At 68.3% G+C, this 24,819-nt stretch carries 25 protein-coding genes; 11 read left to right on the top strand and 14 right to left on the bottom strand.

Features of this window, described 5'->3' with window-relative positions; translation table 11 throughout:
- Positions 1-822, top strand: coding sequence for an enoyl-CoA hydratase-related protein (locus VGJ14_16740; GenBank protein HEY2834078.1), 822 nt, complete (start codon positions 1-3; stop codon positions 820-822).
- Here the strand turns inward: VGJ14_16740 and VGJ14_16735 are convergent.
- Together VGJ14_16735 and VGJ14_16730 are read right to left on the bottom strand one after the other, a co-directional pair.
- The gene (locus VGJ14_16735) at positions 800-1,447 is read right to left on the bottom strand and encodes a TetR/AcrR family transcriptional regulator (protein ID HEY2834077.1); all 648 of its coding nucleotides are present in this window, start codon (positions 1,445-1,447) and stop codon (positions 800-802) included. The genes VGJ14_16740 and VGJ14_16735 overlap by 23 nt on opposite strands.
- Positions 1,448-1,461: 14 nt before the next feature.
- Positions 1,462-2,709 carry a thiolase family protein gene (locus VGJ14_16730; GenBank protein ID HEY2834076.1) on the bottom strand — a complete coding sequence of 416 codons (1,248 nt, stop codon included), beginning with the start codon at positions 2,707-2,709 and terminating at the stop codon, positions 1,462-1,464.
- Between the two features lie 130 nt (positions 2,710-2,839).
- On the opposite strand from VGJ14_16730, the gene VGJ14_16725 reads away from it, so the two are divergent.
- The gene (locus VGJ14_16725; GenBank protein HEY2834075.1) at positions 2,840-4,087 is read left to right on the top strand and encodes a CoA transferase; all 1,248 of its coding nucleotides are present in this window, start codon (positions 2,840-2,842) and stop codon (positions 4,085-4,087) included.
- On the opposite strand, the gene VGJ14_16720 is transcribed toward VGJ14_16725, so the two are convergent.
- From VGJ14_16720 to VGJ14_16690, 7 genes are read right to left on the bottom strand one after another with little or no spacing between them, the layout of a single operon-like run.
- On the bottom strand, positions 4,026-5,759 hold the full coding sequence (locus VGJ14_16720; GenBank protein ID HEY2834074.1) for a class I adenylate-forming enzyme family protein: 1,734 nt from the start codon (positions 5,757-5,759) through the stop codon (positions 4,026-4,028). The genes VGJ14_16725 and VGJ14_16720 overlap by 62 nt on opposite strands.
- Positions 5,759-6,712 (bottom strand): alpha/beta hydrolase, encoded by a 954-nt coding sequence (locus VGJ14_16715; GenBank protein ID HEY2834073.1) that lies wholly within the window; start codon positions 6,710-6,712, stop codon positions 5,759-5,761. The genes VGJ14_16720 and VGJ14_16715 overlap by 1 nt, the downstream gene beginning before the upstream one ends.
- Positions 6,709-7,239: a GNAT family N-acetyltransferase gene (locus VGJ14_16710; GenBank protein HEY2834072.1), complete on the bottom strand. Its 531-nt coding sequence runs from the start codon at positions 7,237-7,239 to the stop codon at positions 6,709-6,711. The genes VGJ14_16715 and VGJ14_16710 overlap by 4 nt, the downstream gene beginning before the upstream one ends.
- Positions 7,226-8,344: an alpha/beta fold hydrolase gene (locus VGJ14_16705; protein HEY2834071.1), complete on the bottom strand. Its 1,119-nt coding sequence runs from the start codon at positions 8,342-8,344 to the stop codon at positions 7,226-7,228. The genes VGJ14_16710 and VGJ14_16705 overlap by 14 nt, the downstream gene beginning before the upstream one ends.
- A complete protein-coding gene (locus VGJ14_16700) occupies positions 8,334-8,696 on the bottom strand; it encodes a hypothetical protein (protein ID HEY2834070.1) in 363 nt (120 codons plus the stop codon). Before VGJ14_16700 ends, VGJ14_16705 begins: the two co-directional genes overlap by 11 nt.
- Positions 8,697-8,710: 14 nt before the next feature.
- Complete coding sequence (locus VGJ14_16695) at positions 8,711-9,058, bottom strand: hypothetical protein (GenBank protein ID HEY2834069.1); 348 nt, start codon at positions 9,056-9,058, stop codon at positions 8,711-8,713.
- 14 nt (positions 9,059-9,072) lie between these two features.
- Positions 9,073-9,834 (bottom strand): glucose 1-dehydrogenase, encoded by a 762-nt coding sequence (locus VGJ14_16690; protein HEY2834068.1) that lies wholly within the window; start codon positions 9,832-9,834, stop codon positions 9,073-9,075.
- Between the two features lie 253 nt (positions 9,835-10,087).
- Between VGJ14_16690 and VGJ14_16685 the strand changes: the two genes are divergently transcribed.
- From VGJ14_16685 to VGJ14_16655, 7 genes are all read left to right on the top strand, one after another.
- Complete coding sequence (locus VGJ14_16685; protein HEY2834067.1) at positions 10,088-10,423, top strand: hypothetical protein; 336 nt, start codon at positions 10,088-10,090, stop codon at positions 10,421-10,423.
- Between the two features lie 49 nt (positions 10,424-10,472).
- On the top strand, positions 10,473-10,904 hold the full coding sequence (locus VGJ14_16680; protein HEY2834066.1) for a hypothetical protein: 432 nt from the start codon (positions 10,473-10,475) through the stop codon (positions 10,902-10,904).
- Complete coding sequence (locus VGJ14_16675) at positions 10,901-12,979, top strand: ABC transporter permease (protein HEY2834065.1); 2,079 nt, start codon at positions 10,901-10,903, stop codon at positions 12,977-12,979. The genes VGJ14_16680 and VGJ14_16675 overlap by 4 nt, the downstream gene beginning before the upstream one ends.
- Positions 12,976-13,743 carry an ABC transporter ATP-binding protein gene (locus VGJ14_16670; protein ID HEY2834064.1) on the top strand — a complete coding sequence of 256 codons (768 nt, stop codon included), beginning with the start codon at positions 12,976-12,978 and terminating at the stop codon, positions 13,741-13,743. The genes VGJ14_16675 and VGJ14_16670 overlap by 4 nt, the downstream gene beginning before the upstream one ends.
- Positions 13,736-14,434, top strand: a complete 699-nt coding sequence (locus VGJ14_16665; protein ID HEY2834063.1) for an ABC transporter ATP-binding protein — start codon at positions 13,736-13,738, stop codon at positions 14,432-14,434. Before VGJ14_16670 ends, VGJ14_16665 begins: the two co-directional genes overlap by 8 nt.
- A complete protein-coding gene (locus tag VGJ14_16660; protein HEY2834062.1) occupies positions 14,431-15,774 on the top strand; it encodes a hypothetical protein in 1,344 nt (447 codons plus the stop codon). Before VGJ14_16665 ends, VGJ14_16660 begins: the two co-directional genes overlap by 4 nt.
- A 71-nt stretch (positions 15,775-15,845) precedes the next feature.
- Complete coding sequence (locus tag VGJ14_16655; GenBank protein ID HEY2834061.1) at positions 15,846-17,456, top strand: ABC transporter substrate-binding protein; 1,611 nt, start codon at positions 15,846-15,848, stop codon at positions 17,454-17,456.
- 94 nt (positions 17,457-17,550) lie between these two features.
- Here VGJ14_16655 and VGJ14_16650 read toward each other — a convergent pair whose 3' ends face one another.
- Entirely contained in the window at positions 17,551-18,159 is a 609-nt protein-coding gene (locus VGJ14_16650) for a hypothetical protein (GenBank protein HEY2834060.1), read from the bottom strand.
- Entirely contained in the window at positions 18,156-19,526 is a 1,371-nt protein-coding gene (locus VGJ14_16645) for an MFS transporter (protein ID HEY2834059.1), read from the bottom strand. The genes VGJ14_16650 and VGJ14_16645 overlap by 4 nt, the downstream gene beginning before the upstream one ends.
- 122 nt (positions 19,527-19,648) lie before the next feature.
- Here VGJ14_16645 and VGJ14_16640 point away from each other — a divergent pair, with 122 nt between their 5' ends.
- Positions 19,649-20,308, top strand: coding sequence for a type 1 glutamine amidotransferase (locus VGJ14_16640; protein ID HEY2834058.1), 660 nt, complete (start codon positions 19,649-19,651; stop codon positions 20,306-20,308).
- Position 20,309: 1 nt separating this feature from the next.
- Here the strand turns inward: VGJ14_16640 and VGJ14_16635 are convergent, their stop codons facing one another.
- From VGJ14_16635 to VGJ14_16625, 3 genes are all read right to left on the bottom strand, one after another.
- Positions 20,310-20,741, bottom strand: coding sequence for a hypothetical protein (locus VGJ14_16635; protein ID HEY2834057.1), 432 nt, complete (start codon positions 20,739-20,741; stop codon positions 20,310-20,312).
- 31 nt (positions 20,742-20,772) lie between these two features.
- Complete coding sequence (locus tag VGJ14_16630; GenBank protein ID HEY2834056.1) at positions 20,773-21,669, bottom strand: mechanosensitive ion channel family protein; 897 nt, start codon at positions 21,667-21,669, stop codon at positions 20,773-20,775.
- Positions 21,670-21,770: 101 nt separating this feature from the next.
- On the bottom strand, positions 21,771-23,672 hold the full coding sequence (locus VGJ14_16625) for a hypothetical protein (GenBank protein ID HEY2834055.1): 1,902 nt from the start codon (positions 23,670-23,672) through the stop codon (positions 21,771-21,773).
- A gap of 70 nt (positions 23,673-23,742) precedes the next feature.
- On the opposite strand from VGJ14_16625, the gene VGJ14_16620 reads away from it, so the two are divergent.
- Positions 23,743-24,819, top strand: a 1,077-nt coding sequence (locus VGJ14_16620; GenBank protein ID HEY2834054.1) for a YibE/F family protein, incomplete at its 3' end; no start/stop codon positions are given.

Below are 24,819 nucleotides of genomic sequence, written 5' to 3'. Positions count from 1 at the left end.
ATGGCGGACGATCGCGTTGATCTCGAGACGCTCTACTACCAGCGGCCCGCGCCGGGCGTGGCCCTGGTGACGCTGAACCGGCCGGATCGCGGCAACGGCGTGGTCGTCGAGTTCGTCCGTGACCTGTTCGGCCTGCTCGACGCGTGGGAGCCCGATCCGTCGGTGCGGGTCGTGGTCCTCACGGGAGCGGGTAAGCAGTTCTGCGCCGGGGCCGACCTGGTCGCCATGCGCGACTACCTGATCAACGAGCTACCCATACGCAGCGAGCCGTTCAACGCACGCGCGCTCTTCCCGCTCACCCAGCGCATCGTCGCCTCCCGGCTGGTGTTCCTCGCCGCCATCAACGGCGGCGCGACGGCGGGCGGCCTGGATTTCGCGCTGGCCTGCGACCTGCGCATTGCCTCGACCGCGGCCAAGCTGGGGGAGACCTACATCAACATGGGGCTCGCGCCCGGCAACGGTGGGAGTTGGCTGTTACCGAAAGTGGTCGGCGCGGGCATCGCCGCCGAGCTGGCCCTGACCGGTGAGGTCATCGACGCGCAGCGGGCGCTCACCCTGGGCTTGGTCTCCCGCGTCGTCGAGCCCGACGACCTGGTGCCCACCGCGTTGGAACTCGCGGCAAAGATCGCCAACAAGCCGTGGCGCGCGCTGGAGGCCACCAAGCAGGCGCTACGGGCGTCCTGGACTCAGGACTTCCCGACCGCGATGAACACCAGCTACCAGGTCACGGACGCGCTGCACCGGCAGCCCGACCTGCTCGAGGCCGTGACGGCGTTTCTCGAGAAGAGATCTCCACGATTCAACGTCGGGCTCGACGAGTAGGTGTCGTCCTTCGGGTCGTGACAATCCCCTCCAACAGCAGGTCTGCTATCGCGTCGCCCAAGGATTCCGGCGTCTCCGGCTTATCGGGCGAGTACCATTCCGCGGCGAAGTTGAGCCCACCGATCACGGAGAGCAGCGAGGCCTTGAGGTGTGGCAGGGGGCGTAGCTCGCCGTTCTTGATGCCCTGCGCAGTGACCGAGAAGAAGAGATCCTCGTACTGGTGCCGCAGACCGACCACTCGCTCACGGTTTTCGGGGCCGAGATAACGCCACTGGTTGAAGGTGACTTTCGTCTGTTCGAGCGTATCCGCGAGTACCCGCATGTGCGCGTGGATGGCCGCACGTAGGCGCACGTCCGCGGGCTCGTCGGTGTCGATTGCCGCCGAGATGGCATCGATGTAGTTGGTGATGCCCTCCTCCACGATCAGCATCAGCAGGTCTTCCTTGCTGCTGATGTGCGCGTAGAGGCTGCCCGGCTGCAGGCCGACTGCTTTGCTCAGGTCGCGCATGCCCACGACCGGGTAGCTGTGCTCCGCGAAGAGCCGGATCGACTCCCGCACGATCGCTTCGGGCACCACAGACCGGTTGGACGCCCCGGCTGCCGAACCGTTTGCCATGGCCGCCATACGTCCTCCTCTCGTCAACCGGCGCTCGCTTCGAGGATAGTGACGGTGACAGTTGCTTCGTCACCGTAGAAAACCCCGCCACCATTCTGCGCCAATCCGATCCGCGCTCCTAGGACCTGGCGTGCTCCGGCGCGCCCGCGAAGCTGGTCGGCGAGCTCCACGAGCTGTGCCGCGCCGGTGGCGCCGATGGGGTGTCCGCGCGAGAGCAGGCCGCCACCGGTATTCACCGGGAGCCGACCACCCAAGGAGATTTCGCCGTCGCGAAGCAGCTTGATGGCGGTTCCGGGTGGGGTGAGCCCGAGTTCTTCCACCAGCATCAGCTCGGCGGAGGCCGCCGCATCGTGTACCTCGACCACGTCGATGTCGTCCGGTCCAAGGCCCGCGCGCTGGTAGGCGGCGGCGGAGGCGGCCTGCGTCGGGGTCACCCCGGCCAGCGGATTGTTGGAAGCGATGCAGGTGGCGCGCACCCGTAGGCCGGTCCGGCCGCGGCTGCGGGCGGCGCGTTCGCTCATCACCACCAGTGCTGCTGCACCGTCAGAAAGCGGTGAGCACATGGCCATGTGCAGCGGCGGGTGGATGAGTCGACCGGCCAGGACCTCGTCCACGGTGGCCGGGGTCCGGAACTGGGCATTGGGGTTCAGTGAACCGGCCTGACGGCTCTTCACCACGACGCGCGCCAGGTCCTCGACGCTGCCGCCGGCCCGTTCCAGGTACGCGGCTGCCTTCTCCGCGTAGTGGACCATCAGCGGCGAGCTCGACGGCATCACCGGCTCCGGGCTGCCGCCCAGCGCCAGGTCCCAGACCAGCTCGCGCATCTCCGGGCGCCGCTCCAGGTCGGTGGCCGACACCAACGCCGCGAAGGCCCGCACCTTGTCCGGAACCATCAGCCTTTCGGCGCCGACCGCCAGGGCAATGTCAGCCTGTCCGGAGGAGACCGCAGCGCAGGCGAGCGCGAACGCCGACGAGGAGGCCGCGCAGGCGTTTTCCACGTTGACGATCGAGGCCCCGAGCAACCCGGTCTCGGCGAGGTAGACCTGCCCGCGGATCATCTCCTGACCCTGCAGCAGGCCGGCGGCGGAGTTGCCGAAGAAAACCTGCTGCACCTCCGCCGGCGTCGCGCCCGCGTCGGCCAGGGCGTCCCGGACGACCGCGCCGGCCATCTCGGGGATCGTGCCGACAGCTTTGCCAAAGCGGGTCATGGCAGCACCGGCGAGATACGTATCGGCCACTCCGCACCCCCTTCGCGGCAGAACCACCGCCACCGAACGAACGTTAGTTGGCAGGTTGCGGACGTGTCAATCGTGGCCGACCGGCTGCGACTTCCCCGAGACGTGGTGGTGTGGCACCATCGCGACATCACCACCTAACGACCGTCCGTTCGGAGGCCCCCCGATGCGTTTCGAGGAGACGTACGCCGATGTCCGCGTATTGGACATGAGCGAGAACATCGCCGGCCCCCTCGCCTGCCTCATCCTGGCCGACCTGGGCGCCGACGTCATCAAGGTCGAGCGCCCCGGGGTGGGTGAGGCGACCCGGAGTCTGCCGCCCCGCTGGTCCGGCCGTCCGGGGCAGCCCGACGAGGCGACGGTCTTCCTGGCGTTCAATCGCAACAAGCGCAGTCTTGCCGTCGACACGCGCCGCCCGGAAGGCCGCGACGCCGTCCTGCGGCTGGCCTCGCGCGCAGATGTGGTCGTCGAATCGTTCCGGCCAGGGGTCGCCGGCCGACTGGGGCTGGATTTCGCCGCGCTGGCCGCCGTCAATCCCAGCGTTGTGCACTGTGCGGTCAGTGCCTTCGGCACCGGCCCCATTGGGTACGGCCGGGCCGGTTACGACGCGCTGATTCAGGCGTACACCGGAATCCTGGAGGCCACGGGGGAGCCCAACGGCGGTCCCTGCCGTGCCGCTCCCTCCATCATCGACATGACGACGGGGATGTGGGCAGCGCTGTCCATCCAAGCGGCGCTTCGCCGACGCAGCGCCGACCCGGCGTGCGGGCCGCAGTCCCTCGAAGCGAGCCTCGTCGACAGTGGCTTGTTTCTGATGAGTCATCAGATCATGGGCTATCTCGGCAGTGGGCAATTCCCCGGTCGGCTCGGTTCGGCCGCCCCGAGCGCCGCGCCCTACCAGGTCTGGGATACGGCCGACTCCCCGATCATGATCGCCACCTCCACGGACCGCACTTTTCGAACGCTGTGCGAGGTTCTCGGGGCGTTGGACTTGGCGGACGATCCCCGGTTCCACTCCCTGGCTGACCGCATTGCTCGCCGCGATGAACTCGCCGAGCTGATCGGCAGCCGGCTGAAGGCTCGCGGCGGCCGGGAATGGCTGGACGCGCTGTGGTCCGCGGGCGTTCCGGCGAGCCCCGTGCACGACCTTGCCGCGGCGCTGGCGGACCCGCTGACCGGCGAACGTCAGCTGGTGGTCGACGCCGAACCCGGCCGGATCCCCGGCCTCCAACAACTCCATCTGCCGATGGACGTGGCACGGACTGCGCCGATGCGACAGCCGCCCGCCGTCGGGGAGCACACCGAGGAAGTACTCGCCGAAGCCGGCTACTCGGCCGACGAGATTGCCCTGATCACCGCACCGAGTCCGGCGGGAGCTCTGCGAGCCGAGTCTTCGCCAACTCGATCAGCTTGAACTTCTGCGGCCGGCCGGTCGCAGTCATCGGGATCTCGTCGGCGGTCACGAACACCACGTGGCGCGGCACCTTGAACCTGGCGAGGTTGGCCCGGCACAGCTCGATGAGTTCCTCGGGGTCCACCCGGGTGCGGCCCGCGGGGACGACACAGACGCAGCCGACCTCGCCCATCTTCTCGTGCGGGATGCCAACCACGTAGGACGTGGCGACCAGGGGGTGTTCGTTGAGGAGATCCTCGATCTCCTTCGGCATGACCATCTCCCCGTTGCAGCGGTAGGACTCCTTGAGCCGACCGGTCAGTGTGAGATAGCCGTCGGCGTCGATCCGGCCGATGTCACCGGTGCGGAACCAACCGTCGGCCGTGAAGGCCTCGGCGGTCTCCTCCGGTTTGTTGTAGTAGCCGAGGGTGACGACCGGACCTCGACAGATCAGCTCGCCCGGCTCCCCGGAGGTCACGTCCTGCCCGGTGTCCGGCTCGACCACGCGGTACTCCGCCAGCGCTCCGCCGAGGGACGGGTCACCGGCGACGCCGCCGAGCTTCATCCGGCCGTGGCTGTTCTGCAAGCGCTCGTCGGGATCCTCGGGCATGACGCAGGTGGTCGACGCAGTGGTTTCGGTCATGCCGTACGCGGTGCAGATCTCGTCGACGCCGAAGGCGGTGCGGATTTGCCCCCAGATCCAGGCCGGGGACAGCCCACCGGAGTTGAAGACCGCGACCAGGCTCGACAGGTCGAACGTCCGGTTCTTCAGGAGGTCGAGCATTGCCATCGTCATCAGCGGCACGCCGACCCACTCGGTAGCCCGGAATCGCTCTGTCTCGGCGAGCATCCGCTCAGCGTCGAAAGCCACGTGCGGGATGATCGCGCCCCCGACGAACGTCGTCGCGATCATGCACTCGACGTATCCGAAGACGTGGTACAGCGGCAGCGCGAAGATGATCCGCCGACCGTCGTCGAAGGCCCGCGTGTAGGCCGAGGCGTAGGCGATCCGCGCCACCATGTCGTGCGTGCACATCGAGCCCTTCGGACGCCCCGTGGTCCCCGACGTGTAGATCACGTCCGATCGGAAGTGCGGATCCCCGACGGCTTCGCGAGCCGACAGCACGACGTCGCTGCCCGCGGTCCGGCTCTGCGTCAGGGCCTTGATTCCCGTGCCGCGGGCCGGCTCGCCACCGGCGGTTGCGATCACGAACACGTGCGCGAGTTCCGGCAGGACGCCGCCGCCCGCGGCGCTTTCCCAACCGGGCACCATCGCGTCAAGCTCGGTCAGGTAGTCGATGTCGCGCAACTGGTCCATGACGAACAGGGCGCGGGCCTTGGACTGGTCGAGGATGTAGGCGAGTTCGTTGCGCCGCAGGTTGTAGTTGATCGGGACGGCGACGGCGCCGACCCGGGAGATCGCCAGCTTGATGGCGACGAACTCCGGAAGGTTCGCGAGGGCCATCGCGACGTGATCGCCGGGCGCGATGCCGCGGGCGATGAGCCCCGAGGCGATGGTGCGCGACCACTCCCGGATTTCGGCGTAGCTGTAGATGCGGTCCGCGGTCATCAGGTACGGCCGGTCCGGGAACTGCGCCGCGGCGTGGTCGAAGTGGCCGGAGATGGTGCGCGGCACCCAGGTCGCATGACGGCCTTCCAGGGCGGCCCGGCGCGCCGTGGTCGAGGGGGTCATCAGCGGCCGAGCCGGCGCCGGCGAACCAACGTGCTGATCGCTCCCCAGGGCAGCGGCTGAATCTGCATCCGTTTACCGGCCAATGCCGAGTCCAGATCCGCGGCGCTGACCACCTCCCCGCGGGCCCACCCGGAGGCACTCGTGTGGTCGGGCGCAGCCAGGAAGTCCCGGATGAGGCCGGGGGTAGCACTGTTCTCATCGAGCGGCATCAGGTGACCCTCGCCGGGAAGCACGTACAGGCGCGCGTCCGGCAACAGGTGCGCCATCAGCATCGAGTTGGCCACCGGCGCGAGCGGATCGTCGTCCCCGACCATGACCAGCACGGGGTGGTGGATCCGCTCGAGCAGCCCGAGTCCGGACCAGGTGGCGAGCGAGAGGATTTGCTGGCTGTAACCCAGGAGGCCGGGCTTGTGCAGCAGCCGCACGGGGAGATGTTCGGCGACCCAATCCCGGTCGGTCCGGGCCCGACCGCCCAGGAGCGACCCGACGGTCCGCAGGTACAACCGGTCGGACAGGAAGCGAACCGGGGTGCTGACGTTGAGCACGTCCCGCGTCCTGCCGTACACCGCACCGACGCCGGGCGTGGTCGACACCAGGACGGCGCGTCGGACCCGGGAGGGCGCATCAACGCACAGCTGCTGGAGAACGATGCCGCCCATCGAGTAGCCCACCACGTCGGCCCGGGAGATCCCGAAATGGTCCAGCACCTTGGTTGCCAGCACCGCGAGGCGGGAGATCGAGGTCAGCCCGCACGGCGTGGACGACTGCCCTGCCCCGGGCGCGTCGAAGGAGATCACGCGGAATCCGGTGAGTGTTCGCTCCATCAACCCCCACATCCGGGTGTGGGCGCCGATGCCGTTGATCAGCAGGACCGGCGGGCCTTCGCCCACCTCGCGGACCAAGATCTGCTCCCGCCCGAAGGCGACCCGTTCCTCGGTGGCCACGGCGGTCATTCGGTCACCGAATCGAGGCCTGCGGTGACCATGGTTGCGTAGGTCTCCTCCGCCAGGTGGGACAGGACGATCAGGTCGTGCAGCTCCCCGGTCGCCGGGGTGCGCAGGTGGTCACGCAGCAGCGCCTCGGCCTGGAACCCGAGGCCCTGGAACATGGCGATCGCACCGGGCCGGTCGGCGACCACGTTGACGGTCACCTTGGAAAAGCCCCCGCGCAATGCCCCGAGCAGCATGGCGCTCGCCAAGGCCCGACCGTGCCCGCGCCGCCGCGCCCAGCCACCCACGACGAGCACCAGTTCGGCGACGTGGTCGCTCCAGTTCGTCATGGGCACGAGGGCCGCGAACGCGGCGATGCCGTCGTCGTCGACGGCGCACATCGGGTTGCGGCGAGGATCTCCCACCCACCGGGCGGCCACCGCGGGGTCGGTGATGTCGTCCCAGAAGAAGGTCCGGTCCCCGTCGGTCAGGGCGGCGAAAAATGCACCCACGGCGACAGTGTCGTCGCCGGTCACGTCACGAAGCGGCATGGGACGCAATCTCCTCGCAGTGAGAACTGATCCAGTCGAAGACGCCGGGCAGCACGGTCTTGGCCGCCCGCCGTCCGCTGAACAGGCTGGCGTGACCGGCGTCGACCCGCATCAGCTCGACGGCGGCCGCGGGCAGGATGTCGGTGATCGCCGAGGTGGAGGGCTCGGTGGCGATGTCGTCGCGGGTCGCCACCACACCGAGAACCGGCGCCGTGATGTTCGACAACGGAGCCGGTCGCCCGCCCAGGCGCAGCGAGTCGGCGACGAAACCGTTGGCCTGCAGCCACATCGGCACGACCTGCTTGAACAGCGCGCCAGGCAGCGGGATGTGGTCGTGCAGCCACCGCCCGATCGCCTGGTGACCCTCCAGATACTCGTCGTTCCAGAGGTTCTGCAACAGGTTGGCGTAGTTGACCAGATCCCCGGTCGGTTTGCGGGACTTGAAGCTCTCCCGGACCACCGAGCCCGGCAGATTGCCGGTCGAGTCGAGCACATCGTCCGGGTTGATGTCGCCGCTGCGGAGCGCGTCGATCAGCGGCCCGAGGTTCGCGAAGTTGACCGGCGTCGCCATCGTGACCAACGAGCGGACGGGCAGCGACGGCTGCGCCGCCAACGCGTGCAGCGCCATGGCGCCGCCCATGCAGTAGGTCATCAGGTTCACCTCGTCGGCGCCGGTTTCGGCGAGCACCGCGCGGATCGCCCGGGGCAGGTAGCCCTGCAGGTAGGTCTCCAGCGTGTTGCCGGAGTCCAGCTCGCCGGGTACGCCCCAGTCCAAAACGAAGGCGTCGAAGCCGTGGTCCATCTGGAGTTGGACGACGCTGTTGCCCTTCCACAGGTCGAAGACATACGAGCGCCCGACCAGACCCACGAAGGTCACCAACGGTGGCGCCCACCGGGCCGGCGTCCCCCGCCGATAGCGGCGAACGTGGACCGGTCCGTCCGACCAGATCAAGTCGCTGGGCGTGGGAGCGGGCGGCGCGAACTCCGCGCCCGCCACCCACTTGATCCCGTTGCGCACGCGGAGCGCGTTGCGCTCGAGGTCCTTGCGGACGTCGTCGAAGACCGACGGCAGTCCGAGCTTGGGCGTCGGGAGCCTAGGCGCCATCGACCGATCCGATCGCCCGCTTCTTCGGCGCGTCGAGTTCGGCCTGCCGCTGCTCGACGTAGGTCGAGATCCGGTCGGCGGGGAGCGAGAGGGCACGCACCTCGGAGGCCAACACGGTCAGCTGCTTGCTCAGCCGTTGCACGTCGGTGTGGGCCGGTACGTTCAACAGATGGAGGACAGCGGCCAGCTTGTTGTCGATCTGCCGGCGCACCGCTCGCTGGACCGCAGCCGGCCCCTTCACCCAGAAGGACACCGCCGTCCCGTAGCGCGGTGATGCCACCGCGTCCTCGAGCGGAGCCCCGATCGCCCGCTCGACCTTGTCGAACACCTCGCGCCAACCCGGAAGGCCCATGATTGACCCGACCTTCAGGAAGAATCCGCGACGGCCTCGACCCGGTCGCAGAGGCTCTCGAACCACCAGGTGATCGGGCGCGGCCCGAGGGCGTCACTGATCGGCATGGCCGGGGTCATGGCAGTTTCCAGGAGCAGCTTCTCCGCCTGTTCGCGATCGGCGGCGTCCACCTCATAGATGGCGAGGTAGGGCGCCACGGGGTGGCGGGAGAGTTTGGAGGGGGTGAACCGGAAGCGTTGCGCGGCGGTGAAGCCCGCCGCCTTCAGGACGTCGGAAAGGTGGTCGTTCGTGTACCAGTCGTTGTACTCGTCCTCGCGGCCCTCGACGGGGCTCGTCAGCACGACCAGCAATGCCGTTGCCATGAATAACTCCCTTGCTAGAGAACGGTTCGGCCACCGTCGACGACCAAGGTCTCACCGGTGATGTAGGACGCGGCGTCGCTCGCCAGGAACAGCACCGCGGCGGCCAGTTCCGCCGGGTCACCGGCCCGGCCCAGCGGGATCCGCGGACCCTGCGCTGTCATGAGTTCGTCGAAGAAGTGCCCGGTCATCTCGGTCCGGAAGATGCCCGGCGCGATCGCGTTGACGCGGATGCGCTTACGGCCACCCCACTGCTGGGCCAGATCGCGCGTCATCCCCAGTAAGGCCGCCTTGCTGGCCATGTAGGAGGCCTGCGGCATCCCAACCGACCAGAACGCCATGATGCTGGAGATATTTATGATCGAGCCGCCGTCCGCCATCGCGGCGGCGGCCGCCTGCGCCATCAAGAAGCTGCCGCGGACATTGATCCGCATGACCTCATCGAAGCTGTCCGGTGTCTCCCGCGAGGCGGGGATGGCACGGCCCACACCGGCGTTGTTCACCAGCACGTCGACCCGCCCGAACCGCTCGACCGTTTCGGCGACCAGACGTTGGCAGTCGCCGGGCTCGGCGATGTCGGCGACGACGCAATGCGCGTTCCGGCCGGCCGCCCGCACCAGGTCCGCGGTGGTCTCCAGGCCGTCCATGCGCCTGGCGCCCAGGCCGACGTCCGCGCCTGCCTCGGCCAGGGCCCGGGCGATCGCGACGCCCAAGCCTGCCGATGCGCCGGTTACGACGGCCACCTTGCCGTCGAGCCGAAACAGTTCCAGCACGGACATCGGTCACCTCGGGTCGGGAGTGCCAGCGGCGCTACCATTAAGCTAACGAACGATTGTTATGGGCGCAACTCCGTGGCGTCGGCGGCGCTCTGGGTGCCCGACTTGTGTTGACACGGGCGGATTCGTCGGCAAAACTCCACCTAACGGGCGTTCGTTCGTCACTTGGCCTGCTAATCCCGGAGTGGTCATGAACTTGAGAGCCCTCAAGGCTCAGTGGGATCGCGTCGTCGCCATCTGCCTGACTATCGCGGGCGTGGCGTTCCTGATCGGCGGTTGTCTGGGCGTCAACAACTCGGTACTTCTCGCCGAACAGACCCGGTACATCACGACGGGCGGAATCGGCGGCATTTTCCTGCTCGGCCTCGGTGCCACGTTGTGGATCTCGGCGGACCTGCGCGACGAATGGCGCAAACTGGACCGGATCGAGCGGACGTTGAGTGTCGGCGTTGTGGCCCGACCGAACGAGCCGTCCGCCGGTGCCGACGTGCGAGTTGCGCAATCAGGCGCACACCAGAGCGTCAAGCCGCACCAAGCTCCGGCCGACAGCAACGGACTGGCTCCTGTGGCGTACTCCCGTGAGCACGCGTAGCCAGCAGCGAGGCCGTTCCTCCCGCCGGAATATTGCCTCGCCCACTTCGGTGTCGCTCTCTCCGTGGCAGCCGCAGATCTACGTCGGCTACGGGGCTCTGGCCGCCCTCGGCGCCGTGGTTTACCTGATCGGCATCGGCGTCGTCGCGGACAAGACGGTCTACGACGATCAGGTGCCCGGCATCAACGCCGCCATCGCCGGTGCCGTCCTGGCGAACGCCGCGGGCGCACTACTGCTGCTGGCCGGCCGCCGATCCGTCACGGCCCGTAGGGTTGCGGTGTTGGGCGCCGCGGCTGCCGAGCCGAATCGGGTGCAGGTCCTTATTGGACCGGCGAGTTCCGCCACCCTGGTGGGCGGCGAGGGTCTCACTCACTTCCACCGCTCCGACTGCCCGATGGCCGCGGACCGCAACTGGCCCGCCGGCAACCTGGCTGCCCATCAGCGTGCCGGGCGGCGGCCCTGCGGAGTGTGCACACCATGAACCAGTTCTTCAACTACTTGATCCCCGGCATCTCCGACGGCTCGGTGTACGCCCTGGCGGCGCTGGGTCTGGTCCTTACCTACAAGACCTCCGGCGTGTTCAACTTCGCGCACGGGGCGCTCGCGGCCACCGCCGCCTACCTCTTCTACGAGGGCTACGTCAACCAGCACTGGCCCTGGCCGGTGGCCTTCCTGCTCAGCCTGTTGCTGGTCGGCGTTGTGGGCGGCCTGCTCCTGGAGCGGTTGGCGACATTGCTGGCCGCGGCGCCCACCGTGACGACCGTGGTGGCCACGGTTGGTCTGTTGGTGCTACTGCAGTCGTTGATGACGGCGATCTTCGGGTCCGCAGACAAGAAGAGCGGCGACTTCCTGCCCACCAACGGTCCCACGGTCGGCGACGTAACCGTCTCCTACGGCGACATGATGGTCACCGGATTCTGCATCGGCGCATCGATCCTGTTGTTCCTCTACTTCGGCCGCACTCGGATGGGCAAGGCGATGACCGCCGTCGTCGACGACCCCAATCTCCTCGGGCTGCAGAGGTCCAACCCAACCGTGGTGCGACGGTTGTCCTGGGTGCTCGGGGCCTGCTTCGCCTCAATCTCCGGCATGCTGTTGGCGCCGAACCTCGGGGTCTCGGTCAACGTCCTCGTGCTGATCGTGATCGCGGCCTATGGGGCGGCCGCTATCGGCCTGTTCGAGAACTTGCCACTGACCGTCGCCGGCGCGTTCGCCATCGGCATCATGGTCAACTACTTCCCCTCGCAGGCACAGAAGACCCACTCGCTGTTCCTGCAGAGCCTGCCCCGGAACATCCCGTTCCTGGTGCTGCTGTTGGTGTTCTTGTTCGTCCCCGCTCGCATGCTCACCGAGCGCGGGGTGCGCAACGCCCGGCGGTTCAAGCCACCGACGTCGTTCTCCCGGCCCGTCACCACCGGTGGTCTCGGCGCACTTGTCCTACTGCTGATCGCAATCCCACAGATCGTCCACGGCAGCGATGTCACGACCTACAGCGCCTTCCTCGCCTACGCGATCATCTTCTTGTCGCTCGGCATGCTCCTGTACTCCTCCGGGCTTATTTCCCTGGCCCACATGGGTTTCGCGGCCATCGGGGCCACGGTCTCGGGCAAGCTGATGACGCTCGGGTTCTTCCACTGGCTGCCCGGCATCGGTGGCAAGACGGTCTCCTGGCCGATCGCCATTTTGTTGGGCGGCGTGATGGCGGTGCCGTTCGGTGCGATCGTCGCCATTCCCGCCATCCGGTTGGCCGGCATCTACGTCGCGGTCGCGACATTCGGGTTCGGCATCCTCCTGCAGCAGGCGTTCTACCTGGCGCCGGTCATGTTCAGCTCCAGCGCGCTCGTCCAGCATCCCCGGCCGGGCACGGAGTTCTACATCCCTGGCGCCGGGACTGCGGAACCGGTGCAGGGCAAGACGACCGGCCTGTTCGGCATCGACTTCAACAATGAGAAGAGTTACTACTACCTCGCCCTGACCGTGCTCGCGCTGATGGCAGCGATCGTGTTGTTGGTGCGCCGGCTCCGGTTGGGCGTGCTGTTGCGCGCCATGGCCGATTCACCGGCTGCGCTGGAGGCCCACGGCGCGAACACACAAGCCATGCGCATCGCCGTGTTCTGTCTGTCGGCGTTCATGGCCGGCGTTGGCGGCGGTGTGCTCGCGGGCGTGACCCAATCGGCGAGTGGCGTGCCGGGCGGGACGTTCGACTACACAAGCTCGCTGATCCTGGTCGCGGTGCTCGGGTTCTGTGGCCGCCGTTCCATCCTGTCGCCGTTGTTGGCCGCGTTCGCCTTCCAGGTGGTGAAGATCTACCCGCCGTTCGACGACCCGACCATGATCAAGTACCGCGGCGTCATGTTCGGGGCGCTCGCGATCCTGGTGGCGATCTGGCCGGCGCTGAAGCTAGACGGGCTGTTGGGCAGCCGAGCTCGGGAGCGAGAAGACCCGGACGCGGGCAGTCGACTGCAGGACCGACTCGACGCCACGGCGCTTCGCCCCGTGGTTCGTCCGGACCACCGGGAGCCCGCGCTGACCGGGGCGGGAGGCGCGCGGTCATGAGTATCGACCTCGACGCCCGCAACGTCACCGTCCGATTCGGCGGCGTGGTGGCGGTCGACGACGCGACCTTGTATGCCAAGGCCGGTGAGATCACCGGTCTGATCGGTCCGAACGGTGCGGGCAAGACGACGTTCTTCAACGCCTGCACCGGGCGCAACCGCCCGCAGTCAGGGACCGTACGACTGGGCGACCACGACCTGCACGGCCACCGGGCCTCGAACCGCGCGCATCACGGGCTCGGTCGGACATTCCAGCGCATGGAGTTGTTCGAGAGCATGACCGTGGCCGACAACGTGCGTTGTGGTCCGTCGGCCTACTACAGCAGCTTTCGACCGCTCGGTCTGGTGTACTCCACCCGCAAGGAGACCAGAGAGGTCAACCGCCGGGCCGACGAGGCCATGCATCGGTGCGGTATCGCCGGGCTGGCGAACGAGGTGGTAGGCAACCTCTCGACCGGTCAGCGACGGCTGATCGAATTGGCCCGCGTCATCGCCACACCCTTCAAGTTTCTGCTGCTCGACGAGCCGTCGTCCGGCCTGGACGTTGCCGAAACTCACGCCTTCGGCAAGGTCCTGACGGACTGGGTTTCGCAGACCGGCTGCGGAATTCTGATTGTCGAGCACGACATGGCGCTCGTCTCGGAGATCTGCCGGCAGATCTACGTGCTGGACTTCGGCAAGATCATCTATCAAGGCGCCACGAAAGACGCCCTGAGTAGTGACCTGGTCAAGGCCGCCTACCTTGGGGAGGTCTCCGTTGCTTGAGTTGCGGAACATCAGCGCCGGCTACTCCACCGGGTCCGTTCTGCGTGACGTCTCGCTGATAGTGCCGGACAACGCCACCGTGGCGCTGTTGGGACCGAACGGCGCCGGCAAGACGACGCTGTTGCGGGTGGCGTCCGGCCTGTTGAAACCCTACTCCGGTCAGATTCTGATTGATGGTCAGGACGTGACCGGCTATCCGCCGTACAAGATGGCCAGGAAGGGGATCGTCCACGTCCCCGAGGGCCGGGGGATATTCCCGTCGCTGAACGTGGCGGACAACCTCTTGTTGCAGTGCCGGCCCGGCGAGTTCAAGAAGGGCTTCCGGACGGCGACGGCGACGTTCCCGAAATTGGGGCAACGGGCCCGCCAGATCGCCCGGACCATGAGCGGTGGCGAACAACAGATGCTCGCGCTGTCGCACGCATACGTCGGCGATCCGCGCGTCGTGCTGCTCGACGAAGTGTCGATGGGGCTGGCGCCGAAGATCGTGGAAGAGATCTTTCACCATCTGACCGAACTCGCAAATCAAGGCATCGCGCAGTTGCTCGTCGAACAGTACGTCGCGAAGGCCCTGAAGATGGCCGACTACGTCTACATCCTCGATCGCGGACGCATCACCTTCGCGGGCGACCCCAAGGAAATCAGTGAGGAGACCATTTTGAACAGCTACCTCGGGTCGTTGGCGTCATGAAGGCGCCACGATGGGCAGCCTCTTTCACCGCCTTGGCTGCCGTTGGTACTGCTGCAGCCGTCTTCGGCCTGCCGGGTTCGGCGGCCGCCGATGACACGCGGTACAGCCTGGAGGCCCGCGGTGATGCCTGGTATTTCGAGGTTGACGGCGACGAGATTCCCGTCTCGCCGAACAACGACGCAGGCTCGCTGACCGCCTCGGCCAAGACCTCCAACGCCGGTGGGAGCGAGGGTTTTGCGGGCATGCCGTATTACGGAAGTACCACGCAGAACGCGCCGGGCACCGTGAACGGCGTGCCGAATCAGTTCGGCCTGGGCCAGGTGCAGCTGCCGATCTCCCAGCTGCCGGGCTACGTGTCCAGCTCATCCAAGGGCACCCCGCAGGCCGAGCAGGACTTCGGCTACGGCCGGGTGAAATCCACCAGCGCCGACACCGGCGCCATCTCGTCCGCCTCATACGGTGCGCCCGGCAGCATCCCGGCGCCGAACCAGCAACAGACCGCGGACGCGACCACCGAGAGCAAGGGCGACTCGGTGTCCGCCGTGGCGTCCGGCAGTTCCGCCGGTTTCGTTCAAGGTCCGCTCGAGGTCGCCAACTCCACCGCGGTGGCCTCCATCACGCAAGCAGTCGGCCAGCCCGCGACGATCAACAGCAAGACCTTCGGTCGGTTCGCGGTCAACGGGCAACAGTTCGGCTTCGATCAGAGCGGCTTCCACTACCTGGGCCAGGACGTGTCCGGCCAGGACGCGCTCAGTCAGGCCAACACCGCGCTGCAGAACGCGCACATCCAGATCGGTCTCGCGCCGGTCACCACGGCCAAAGACCCCAGCGGCCGAACCACGTACTCCATCGGTGGCCTGGAAGTGACTACTACTCAGGCCAGCCCGAGCGGCGCCGGCAACTACACGTACAAATACATCCTGGGCCGCGCGCAGGTGGGCGCGGTCGTGGCCGCGCTGGGCTACGGGTCCTCCCGGGGCACCACCTCCGCCGGTGTGGATCACAGCGCCAGGGCCTCGACCACGCACACCGGCGCCGACGCGATCCCAACCGGGCTCGACGCCGCAGCGCTCCCGCCGAGCCTTGCCTCGCAGGCAGCGAATGTTCCCACCACTGTCTCGGCCATCACCGAGAGCGGAACGGTGGCCCCCGCTACCGACGGAATCGTGAACACCACGGCCGAACAGGCGCTACCGAGGACGCTCGGCTTCGTTTCGGCGGCGGCCCAGCGGGGGAACAACAGCGGTTGGCTCTACGCCATGTTGCTTCTGGCGGGCGCGGGTGTGCTCGGTGGCCACCTCCTGTTCGGTCGTTTCGCCGTCGCGCGCAGAGGAGCCTGACAACTCATGAACGTCGAACCGGTGCCGACGGCGTCCCGTCCGTGCGGCCGTCCCTGCATGAAGGAGTCCACATGACCACGCCCACCTGGCGGAGGCTGACGACCACTGTGGTCGCCGGTGTGGCCGCGCTCACGCTCGTCGCGGGCTGCGGCAAACCCGTCACCGACACTGCAACCAGCGCCGGCGCCCCGGTCGCGCAAACAGATCAGGGCACAGCCGCCGGATCACCCGACGCTGCCGCCGCGCCAGCCGCACCCGCGGCGGGTACGGCAGCAGACCCGACGAATGCCACGGCTGCTACCGCCGGCAAGGCCGCGGCGGCAGCCGGCGGGGTTGCGGCGGCGCCGGAGAAGAACAACAAGGCCCCCGGAACGACCGGTAAGGCCGCCAAGCCGGCCGACGCCGGCAAGCCGGCCGCCGGGGTGGCCCCGGCTGCCGTCGGCACCGGGCAAACCACCTCGTCCTCAGCAGCCGCTGTGCAGAATCTGGTCTCCGGCAACCGGATCTTCGGCGGTAACGCACCTTGCAAGCCGGCGACTCTTTCCGAGGTTCCGATCGGGAACGTGAGCACGCTCTCCGGCGTACTCGGTGAGCTTTTCGGACCCGTGGTCAACGCGCTCAACGTCTTCGTCGCCGCGACCAACGCGTGCGGCGGGCTCAACGGACACAAGATTCACATGTACTTCGATGACGACCAGGGCGATCCGTCGACGGCGGCCACGAAGGTCCAGAACATGATCCAGGATAAAAAGATCCTGGCCTTCGTCGGCAACATCGAGGTCCTCACCATCGACGCGGTGGCCCCGATCATCCGGCGCACCGGCATCCCGATCATAGGCTCGGACATCACCAACAGCACCTGGTTCACCAACCCGTTGATGTTCCCGCAGGGCGCCCCCCAGCAATCACTGGCCTACGGGTTCCTGTACGGAGCCAAGAACTACTTCCACGTCAAGAACGTCGGCCTGTTCTACTGCATCGAGGTGCCCCGCTCCTGCACGGACACCTACAACGCGTTCAAGGACCTCGCGCCCAAGATGGGGCTCGTTGACAAGGTCGACGCCCAGGTCTCGCTGACCGCGCCCTCGTTCGTTCAACAGTGCCTGCAGATGAAGAACGCCGGCGTGGAGGCGGTCGCCCTCAACATGGACGCCGCGTCGATGAAGCGGATCGGCCGGTCCTGCGAGCAAGTCGGGTTCTTCCCGAAGGTGCTGGGGCATCCGCTCGGCGTCGGCAATGAAAAGCAGTTCCTCGGTAGCAAGTGGCTCGGCAACACGTACATCCCGCTTAACGTCTTCGGCTGGATGGCGGACTCGACACCGGCCGAGAAGTACTACCAGGCACAGGTTGCGAAATTCGACCCCGGCTTCACGACCGGCGGTGCGGCCAGCCTCGGCTGGACAGCGGGCGCCATGCTCGTCGCCGCCTCCGCCGGACTGTCCCCCGACAAGCCGACCACCCAACAACTGCTCGACACACTGTGGCAGTTCAAGGGCCAGAAGTTCACCGAACTCGGCGGCCTGACCGGTCCCCGGACCTTCGGCAAGGACCAGAACCCGCGGGTGCCGTACTGCCTGTTCTCGGCAGTGTCGAGTGACGACGACTCGGGGTGGAAGGCCGTGACGCACAGCCCGGTCTGCACGGACATGGTTGCGGCGAACGACCCCCAGGCGAAGCGCTAGTCGCACGCCATCGAACAAGCAGGCGTGGGCCGACACACCGCTGTGCGGCCCACGCCTGCACTTCACGACCGGCGCATGATCGCCAACCGCCGCGTCAGCCGAACGGGTGCGGGAGGCCGGCGAGCAACTGCTCCTTGACCGCCTTGCGCACCGCGGCCACCACCAGGGACTGCACCTCGGTCGGATCGCTGACCCGGGTCAGCAGCGCGCGCACGTCGAGGTCGGCCACCGCGCGTCGCAAAACGTCCGCAGTGGGCAACCGGTTGTTGATCAGGCTGTCCGGCAGAGCGCGGACCGCGGTTCTGGCCAGCGTCGGTAGGCCGGAGCTGTCCAGTACCTCGTCCAGCAACGACGAGGCGGGCGGCAGCTTGCCCTCGACATCCATCCGGTCCACCGCGTCCCGCAGGCCGCCGCGCACCGCGTTCACCTCCGCGTCGGTGCGGGCACCCGGCTGGGCCAGACCCAGCACCAGCGTCTCCCGGGTGATGTGCAGTCGACAGGCGGCGCCGTCCAACCCGAGCAACACCAGGGCCTCCCCGAGGCCCTCCAGGCCGGGCGACACCGCGGCGACGGCGCGCACCCGGCACGGGTTGACGGCGCGGTCCGGACCGAGGTCCCATCCACCGGCCGCGACCTGACCGCCGAGCACCACCGCGACCAGCACCGCAGCCCCCATCGGCAACACGAACGGCGGGACAGTCATGCCGCCCTCCTGCGGGTGGCCAACAACGGCACCAGGGCCAGCGCGGCCAACCCCGCGGCGGCCAGGAAGGAATGCCGGAAGGCACGTAGCGCGGCCCGGTCGAGTTGCTCGTCGAGTTTCGTTTCCAGTGCCGCTGCGGCAGGTTGCTGGTCCGCCGGCGAATGCAGCGCCGCGAAGGCCGGGTGCAGGTCGGGCACTCGCCCGCGCTCGGCGAGCAGCCGGTCCCCGAGTTGTTGGGCCAGTGCGATCTTTGTGGTGCCGGGCAACGGGGCATCCAACACGGCCGCGGTCATCGCCTCCTGCGCCGGCAGCTGAGCATCCCTCAGATCGACGGTGATGATCGGGGTGAGCAAGGCCAGGCCGAGCACCACCCCGGCGTGCCGCGCGGTGATGGTGCCTGCGCCGTGGTGGGCTCGGGGTAACCGTTCGTGCAGCGCCTGCCCGGTGAGAGAATCCACCGTCAACCCCAGGCCCAGGCCGATCAAGGCCTGCGGGGCCAGCGTCGCGACCGCATCGGTGCCGGCCAGTAACGCCAGCCCGCACAGCCCACCGGCCACCAACAGGCAACCCGCGATGTTCTCCGACTGCGGTCCGGCCCCGGCCGCCCGGGCGATCCACGGCGCGAGGAAGGCCGCCACCGGGATCACCGAAACGGTCACCGCGGCGGTCGCCGGTTCGGTACGCCAGCCCTCCACCAACAACAGCACGAGCAGGAACAGCGCCGCGGTCAACGCCGCGGACAGCAACGCCAACGCCACATTGGGCGCGATCGCCGGCCGCAACCCGGTCGAGCGTGGGGCGAAGCCAACACACTCGGCGTGCGGTTGGGTGCGTCCTGCCATGAGGGCCGCGGGGATGGCGACGAGAGTCAGGGGCACCTGCACGATGAAGATGGACTGCCAGGAGAACGCCTCGGTGAGCAGCCCGCCGAGCATCGGACCGGCTGCGGTGCCGACCACGCCGGACACGGTCCACAGCCGCACCCCGCGACGTTCGTCGGTGACCGCCACCAGCAACTCCAGGCAGCCCACCAACGCCACCGCTCCGCCACCGGCCTGCGCACACCGCGCCGCGATCAGCACGCCCAACCCGGAAGCCGACGCGCACGCGACCGAGGCACCCGCGAACACCGCAATGCCCAGCACCGTGCCCGGCCCGGGCGCACGTCGCGCGAGCAGCCATGCGGCCGGCACCGCTACAACCGCCAGGACCAAGTTGAACGCGATCAACACCCAGGCCACCCCGGCCACGCTGCCGCCGAGTTCGCGGAGTATCTGCGGCAGCGCCAGCGTGACCACCGCCGAGTCGGCCAGCACCGTGGCTGCGGTCAGCGCCAGCAGCGCGACGATTACCCGACGCTGCGTCACATTGCGGTCCCGGCGCCCGACATCGTCACGCCCGCAACGGTAACCGCGACGACCGGCCGGCAGGATGCGGCCATGCCGACGCTTGTGTGGCCGCCGGAATCCGGCACATCGGGTCCGGCAGCATGACCCCCACCTGGGCCTTCATCCAGCACGTGAGACACGAACCCGGCGCGCTGATCAGCAGCCTGGCCACGGAACGTGGCATCACCGTGGACGTGCGGGTGATTCCGAACGGCGATCCGCTGCCCGCCGCCGAGGAGCTTGACGGCCTGGTCGTGATGGGCGGCCCGATGGGCGCGAACGACGACACCGACCACCCGAACCTGCCGGCCGAGCGGGCGCTGATCGCCGCCGCGGTGGCCTGCGGCATTCCGGTGCTCGGGGTGTGTCTGGGTGCGCAATTGCTGGCCGCCGCGCTGGGTGCGCGGGTATATCGGGGGCCGGTGTACGAGGTGGGGTTGGGCGAGGTCGAGGTGCTCGCCGACGACCCGGTGCTGGGGCCCGCGGGCGCGATGCTGCCGGTCATGCACTGGCACCACGACACGTTCGACCTACCGGCCGGCGCGCGGCTGTTGGCTCGCTCCGCGCACTACCCGCACCAGGCGTTCCGGGTCGGCGAGCGGGCCTGGGGCCTGCAGTTCCACGTCGAGTTGGACGCGGCATTGGCTACGGCCTGGGCGCCGCACCTGCCGGCGGGCGTGCAGATCCGGGAGGCCGACCGGCAGGCCGTGGAGGAAGGTGGGCGCGCCGCGCTGGGCCGGCTATTCGACCTCGTGCTGTAGTTCAGGGCGCGGGCTGGGCGTTCGGCGCCGGCGGCGGAGGGGCCGGAGTTGAGCCGTCCGGCGGCGGCGTTGCCGCCGGCGCGGAATGGCCGGGCGCCAACACGTGGGAGATCGACCCGGCGGGCGGGCCCGTCTGCCCCGGCGTGGTGGTGGGCGCCGGTGCGACCGGCAGTGGCGCGGGGACCTCTGCCGGCCCGCCCTTGGCCGGCGGAGCGGTGGATACCGCGCTGGGCGTCGGGGTCGGCGTGGGTCGAATCGTTCGGGTCACCGTGCGGTGCGTGGTCTTGTGTCGGACCGCCACCTGTTCAACCTGTTCCTCGGTGGTGGGGCGCACCGACACCCACAGCGTCAGCACGCCGAGAAAGGCGATCAGGAGCAGTACCGTCGATGTGCGAATTCGCCCGCCGGCCAGGGTGCTGGGCAACCGCTTCATGCCGTGCCCATGATTCGCTCGCTGCGCTCGTTCATGGGGCCGCCACCGGGTTGGGCAGCAGGATGGCCTCCGAGGGCAGCATGATGCCGTGCTTGCGGAACGCGGTGATCACCCGAGCGCGCAGGGCGCGTTGCACCTCCCAATGCTTGTCCGGCACGGTGCGCGCGACGATCCGCACAGTCACCTGCCGCACGTCGATGCGTTCCACACCGATGACCGTGGGCTTGTCGTACATCAGCGTGCGCAGCCGTTCGTCCTCCCAGGCGGCCGCGGTCACCTCCTGGAGGATCCGGTTGGCCTCGGCGATGTCCGTGGACGGCAACAGCGGGATGTCCACCACGGCCCGCGCCCAGTCCCGGGACAGGTTCGTGACCTGCACGATCTGTCCGTTCGGCACGATGATCACTTCACCGTCGACCGAGCGCATCCGGGTGATGCGCAGCGAGATTTCCTCTACGGTGCCCTCCACGCCCTTGGCGTCGCCGAGCGCCGCGATGCGGATCACGTCGCCGAACCCGTACTGCCGCTCGGTGATGATGAAGAAGCCGGCCAGCAGGTCCTGCACGATGCGCTGGGCACCGAAGCCCAGCGCGACGCCGAGCACCGCGGCCGGGGCGACCAGTCCGGTGATGGAGAAGCCGAGCAGGTTCACCACCCGCACCGCGCCGATGCTCATCAGCAGCACATTGGCCAGCCAGGTGAGCACCTGGGCCACCGAGTGGCGGTGCCGCAGATCTTCGGACTTGCTGACGGAATCGGCCTGCTGCTGTTCGGTGCCGGAGTCGATGCGTCCGGTGATCAACCGGCCGAACGCGCCGACCGCGCGCGACAGCAGGATCACCCCGAGCACGACCATGACGATCTGCAGCCCGTCGCCGCGGACCCAGCGATTGGCGTCGGTGAACTGGCCGGTTGCCAGAACTGTCATTCGGGTACCTCGTTGGTGGGAAACGATTGTCAGCCCTGCTACCCGGCCGGGCGGAAACACAATCGTGGCTTGTCGCGACGGTACCGCCCACCTGCGAGGGATCAGCCGCCCGGCTGGGCCGTGCCGTCGGCCGTCAGCTGGTAGTCCGCGGATTGCTCGCCACCGCCGGTGTCGTCGGTCGCGTCCGCGGTGGCATCGTGCGCGACCACCGCGACCACCTCGGAGTAGGCCGCGAAGCGCTTGAGCTGTCTGGCCGAGGGGGTCCACGAGAAGCCGGGGTGGGAGAGCACCAACGCCCGGTGGTCCTTGACGTCAATCCCGACCAGGCTGATGTACCAACCTTCCACCGCGGCCGGGCCCCCGGCGTCATCCCCGCCGAGGTTCAACGGTTGGTCTGAGGCAGCAGAGGAGGCCGCGATCGTCTTGGCGTCGCCGGTGAACTGCAGTGACCGTAGCTGGGCACCCGTCAGATATTCCCCGGCGTTGGCGCCGCGCAGCCGCACGTAGTCCGCACCGTTGGGCGACGCGCCGGGCAACGCGTAGCAGGTGTCGTCGTCCAGATTCAGCGTCGCGTCCAGGTCCGTGCTCAGCAGCTTGTCCCGGGCGATGCCGGACACGGTGGCGATCTTCTTTCCCCGGTGGTCGAGGAATCCCCCGAGCAGGTTGCCCAGTTGGAAGTCGTGCAGCAGGTCAGCGACCTTGGTGCCGGGGGCGTAGGTGTTCAGCAGGAACTGGACACTGGCCAGACCCTGGTGGGCGGCGTCGCGGTGCAGGGCCGACATGAAGGCCAACCCGTAGTGGTCGTAGAGGTAGAGCATGAACGACCACGCGTTGCCGTAGTCGGCGAGGATCGAATCCGGGTCGACGGAGTTCTCATCACCCCAGACGGTCAATGAGTTCTGCGGTCCACCGCACGGACGTGGGTTGTGGTTGGACTTGCCCTTGACAGTGCCCCACCCCTGGAAGCACAGCATCTGAGATTGACCGTTGACTTCGTTGACCCGCGGCCGCACGTCGGCGAAGTGATCGAGTGCCTCGGCGAACATGGACAGCCCCTCGTTCACCCAGGTGAACTCGTTCGGGTCCTGATAGTGCTCCAGCAGGTGTTGCCACTCATGCCCGAAGACCCCTTCATAGGTGAACGGGTGTGCGGGTCGGGACTTGCACGGGTCGTCGTTCGGCTCGTCCTTGGGGTGTGCGCCGGTGCGGTGCACCCAGTCGAAGGCGTCGATGGTCATCACGTTGCGGTCGGTGAGCTGGTTGAACACCGGGGCGAAGAAGCCCGCGATGTAGGTCTGGTTCTTCGGGAAGTCGTAGAAGTTCTCGTCGCGGACGTTGTCCACCAGCGTGACCGTGTGCTCGCCGTTGCCGGAGAAGTCCAGACCCAGCGGGACCAGTCCGGGGATGGTGGAGCTGCCGTTGTGGTCCGGCGGGGTGGAGAAGGCCTTGGTCTCCTTCGGGTAGATGGTCCCGTCGAAGGTGTGGATCAGGTACTGCACCTGATCGTCGGTGATCGTGGTGGAGCCCGGCACGTCCCGGTCGCGACAGTCACCGGCGGGGAACGCGGTGCCGCAGGACGTCAGGTCGCAGCCCGACGCCACCCAGACCTCAATCTTGTCCCCGATGCCACGCAGTGTGTACGGCTTCAGGTAGATGCCCGGCGGGATGCCCTTGACGATGTCCAGCGCCGGCCACAGCAGCGTGGTGCCGATCGGTGGGGTCTTCTCCCCCGCCAGTTCGGGCCGCGCTGCGGCGCGCAGCCTGGCCACCCCCTCCGGGGTCAATCGATCGGTGCCGAGCATTGCGGCCAATTGCGGGGAGAGGGAGTACGTCGTGTGCTCGGACAGCACAGGAATCCCCGGCTGACCGGCCGGGTCGGTCACCGGCGTCGACGGAGTGGTCGCGCCGGCCCGCGCGGGGCCGGCACCGAAACCGGCCAGTAGAAGAGCACCGATCACCGACCACAACCCGACGCGTCTGGTGCACCACCACCGAGAGTTCACCGATTTCTCCTTCCGCCGCGGCCGTGCCGGTGGCCGTGACCTGTTTGACAACGATTATCATTTCGGAGCTGTGAGCGCCAGGCGGCACGACCACGGATCCGGACACGGTCATGGCCACGAACACCGGCGATCCGCGAGTCCGGCGGATCGCCGTCTGGTCATCTGGCTGACCGCACTGGTCGGCGGGCTGGCGGCCGTCACCGTGGTCGCGATGATCGTGCTGTGGCCGCACGGTCCGCGGGCCGCGCTGCCGCTGTCCCCCGACGAGCAACCTGCCCACCTGGTGCACGCCACCGCGCTCAGCGTGACGCCGTACGACTGCGAGAGCACCGGCAGCACCATCGGCCCGGACGGGAAGCCCACGCAGGTGCGCTGCGGCAAGGTGGTGGTGCGTATTCGGCACGGCGCCGACGCCGGCCGGCAGGCCACCGTGCTGGTGCAACCGGAGATCTACCGCGCCGGTGTGCACCCCGGTGACGACCTGCTGGTGTCGAAGGTCGACCAGGGTGCGGATGTCGCACCTGCGGACAGCTACGCGTTCGCCGACTTCGCCCGCAGCACCCCGATGGTCGCCCTCGGGGTGCTGTTCGCGGTGCTGGTGGTCGCGGTAGCCCGACTGCGCGGGCTGGCCGCACTGGCCGGCCTCGGCGTCGCCGCCCTGGTCCTCACCAAGTTCATGCTGCCCGCCTTACTTGACGGGCGCTCCGCGTTGGCCGTGGGCGTGGTCGGCGGCGCGGCAATTCTGTTCGTGGTGCTCTACGTGGCGCACGGCGTCTCGGTACGCACCACCACCGCGCTGCTGGGCACGCTGCTCGGCCTGGCCACCACCGCCTTGCTCGGCTGGGTGGCGGTGGCCGGCTTCCACCTGTCCGGGTTGGGCAGCGAGGACGATCAGTACCTGTCCGCGTTCGCCGGGCAGATCCAACTGTCCGGACTGCTGCTGTGCGGGCTGGTGATCGCCTCGTTGGGTGTGCTCAACGACGTCACGGTGACCCAGGCCTCCGCGGTGTGGGAGTTGTATCAGACGGACCCGACGCAGTCGCGGGCCCGATTGTTCGCCGCGGGTATGCGTATCGGCCGCGACCACATCGCCTCGACGGTGTACACGCTGGTGTTCGCCTACGCGGGCACCGCGCTGCCGGTGCTG

The sequence above is a fragment of the Sporichthyaceae bacterium genome (assembly GCA_036493475.1).
Lineage (GTDB): Bacteria > Actinomycetota > Actinomycetes > Sporichthyales > Sporichthyaceae > DASQPJ01.
The sequence above is the reverse complement of the archived record's forward strand: the minus strand, read 5'-3'. Positions and strand labels throughout refer to the sequence as shown.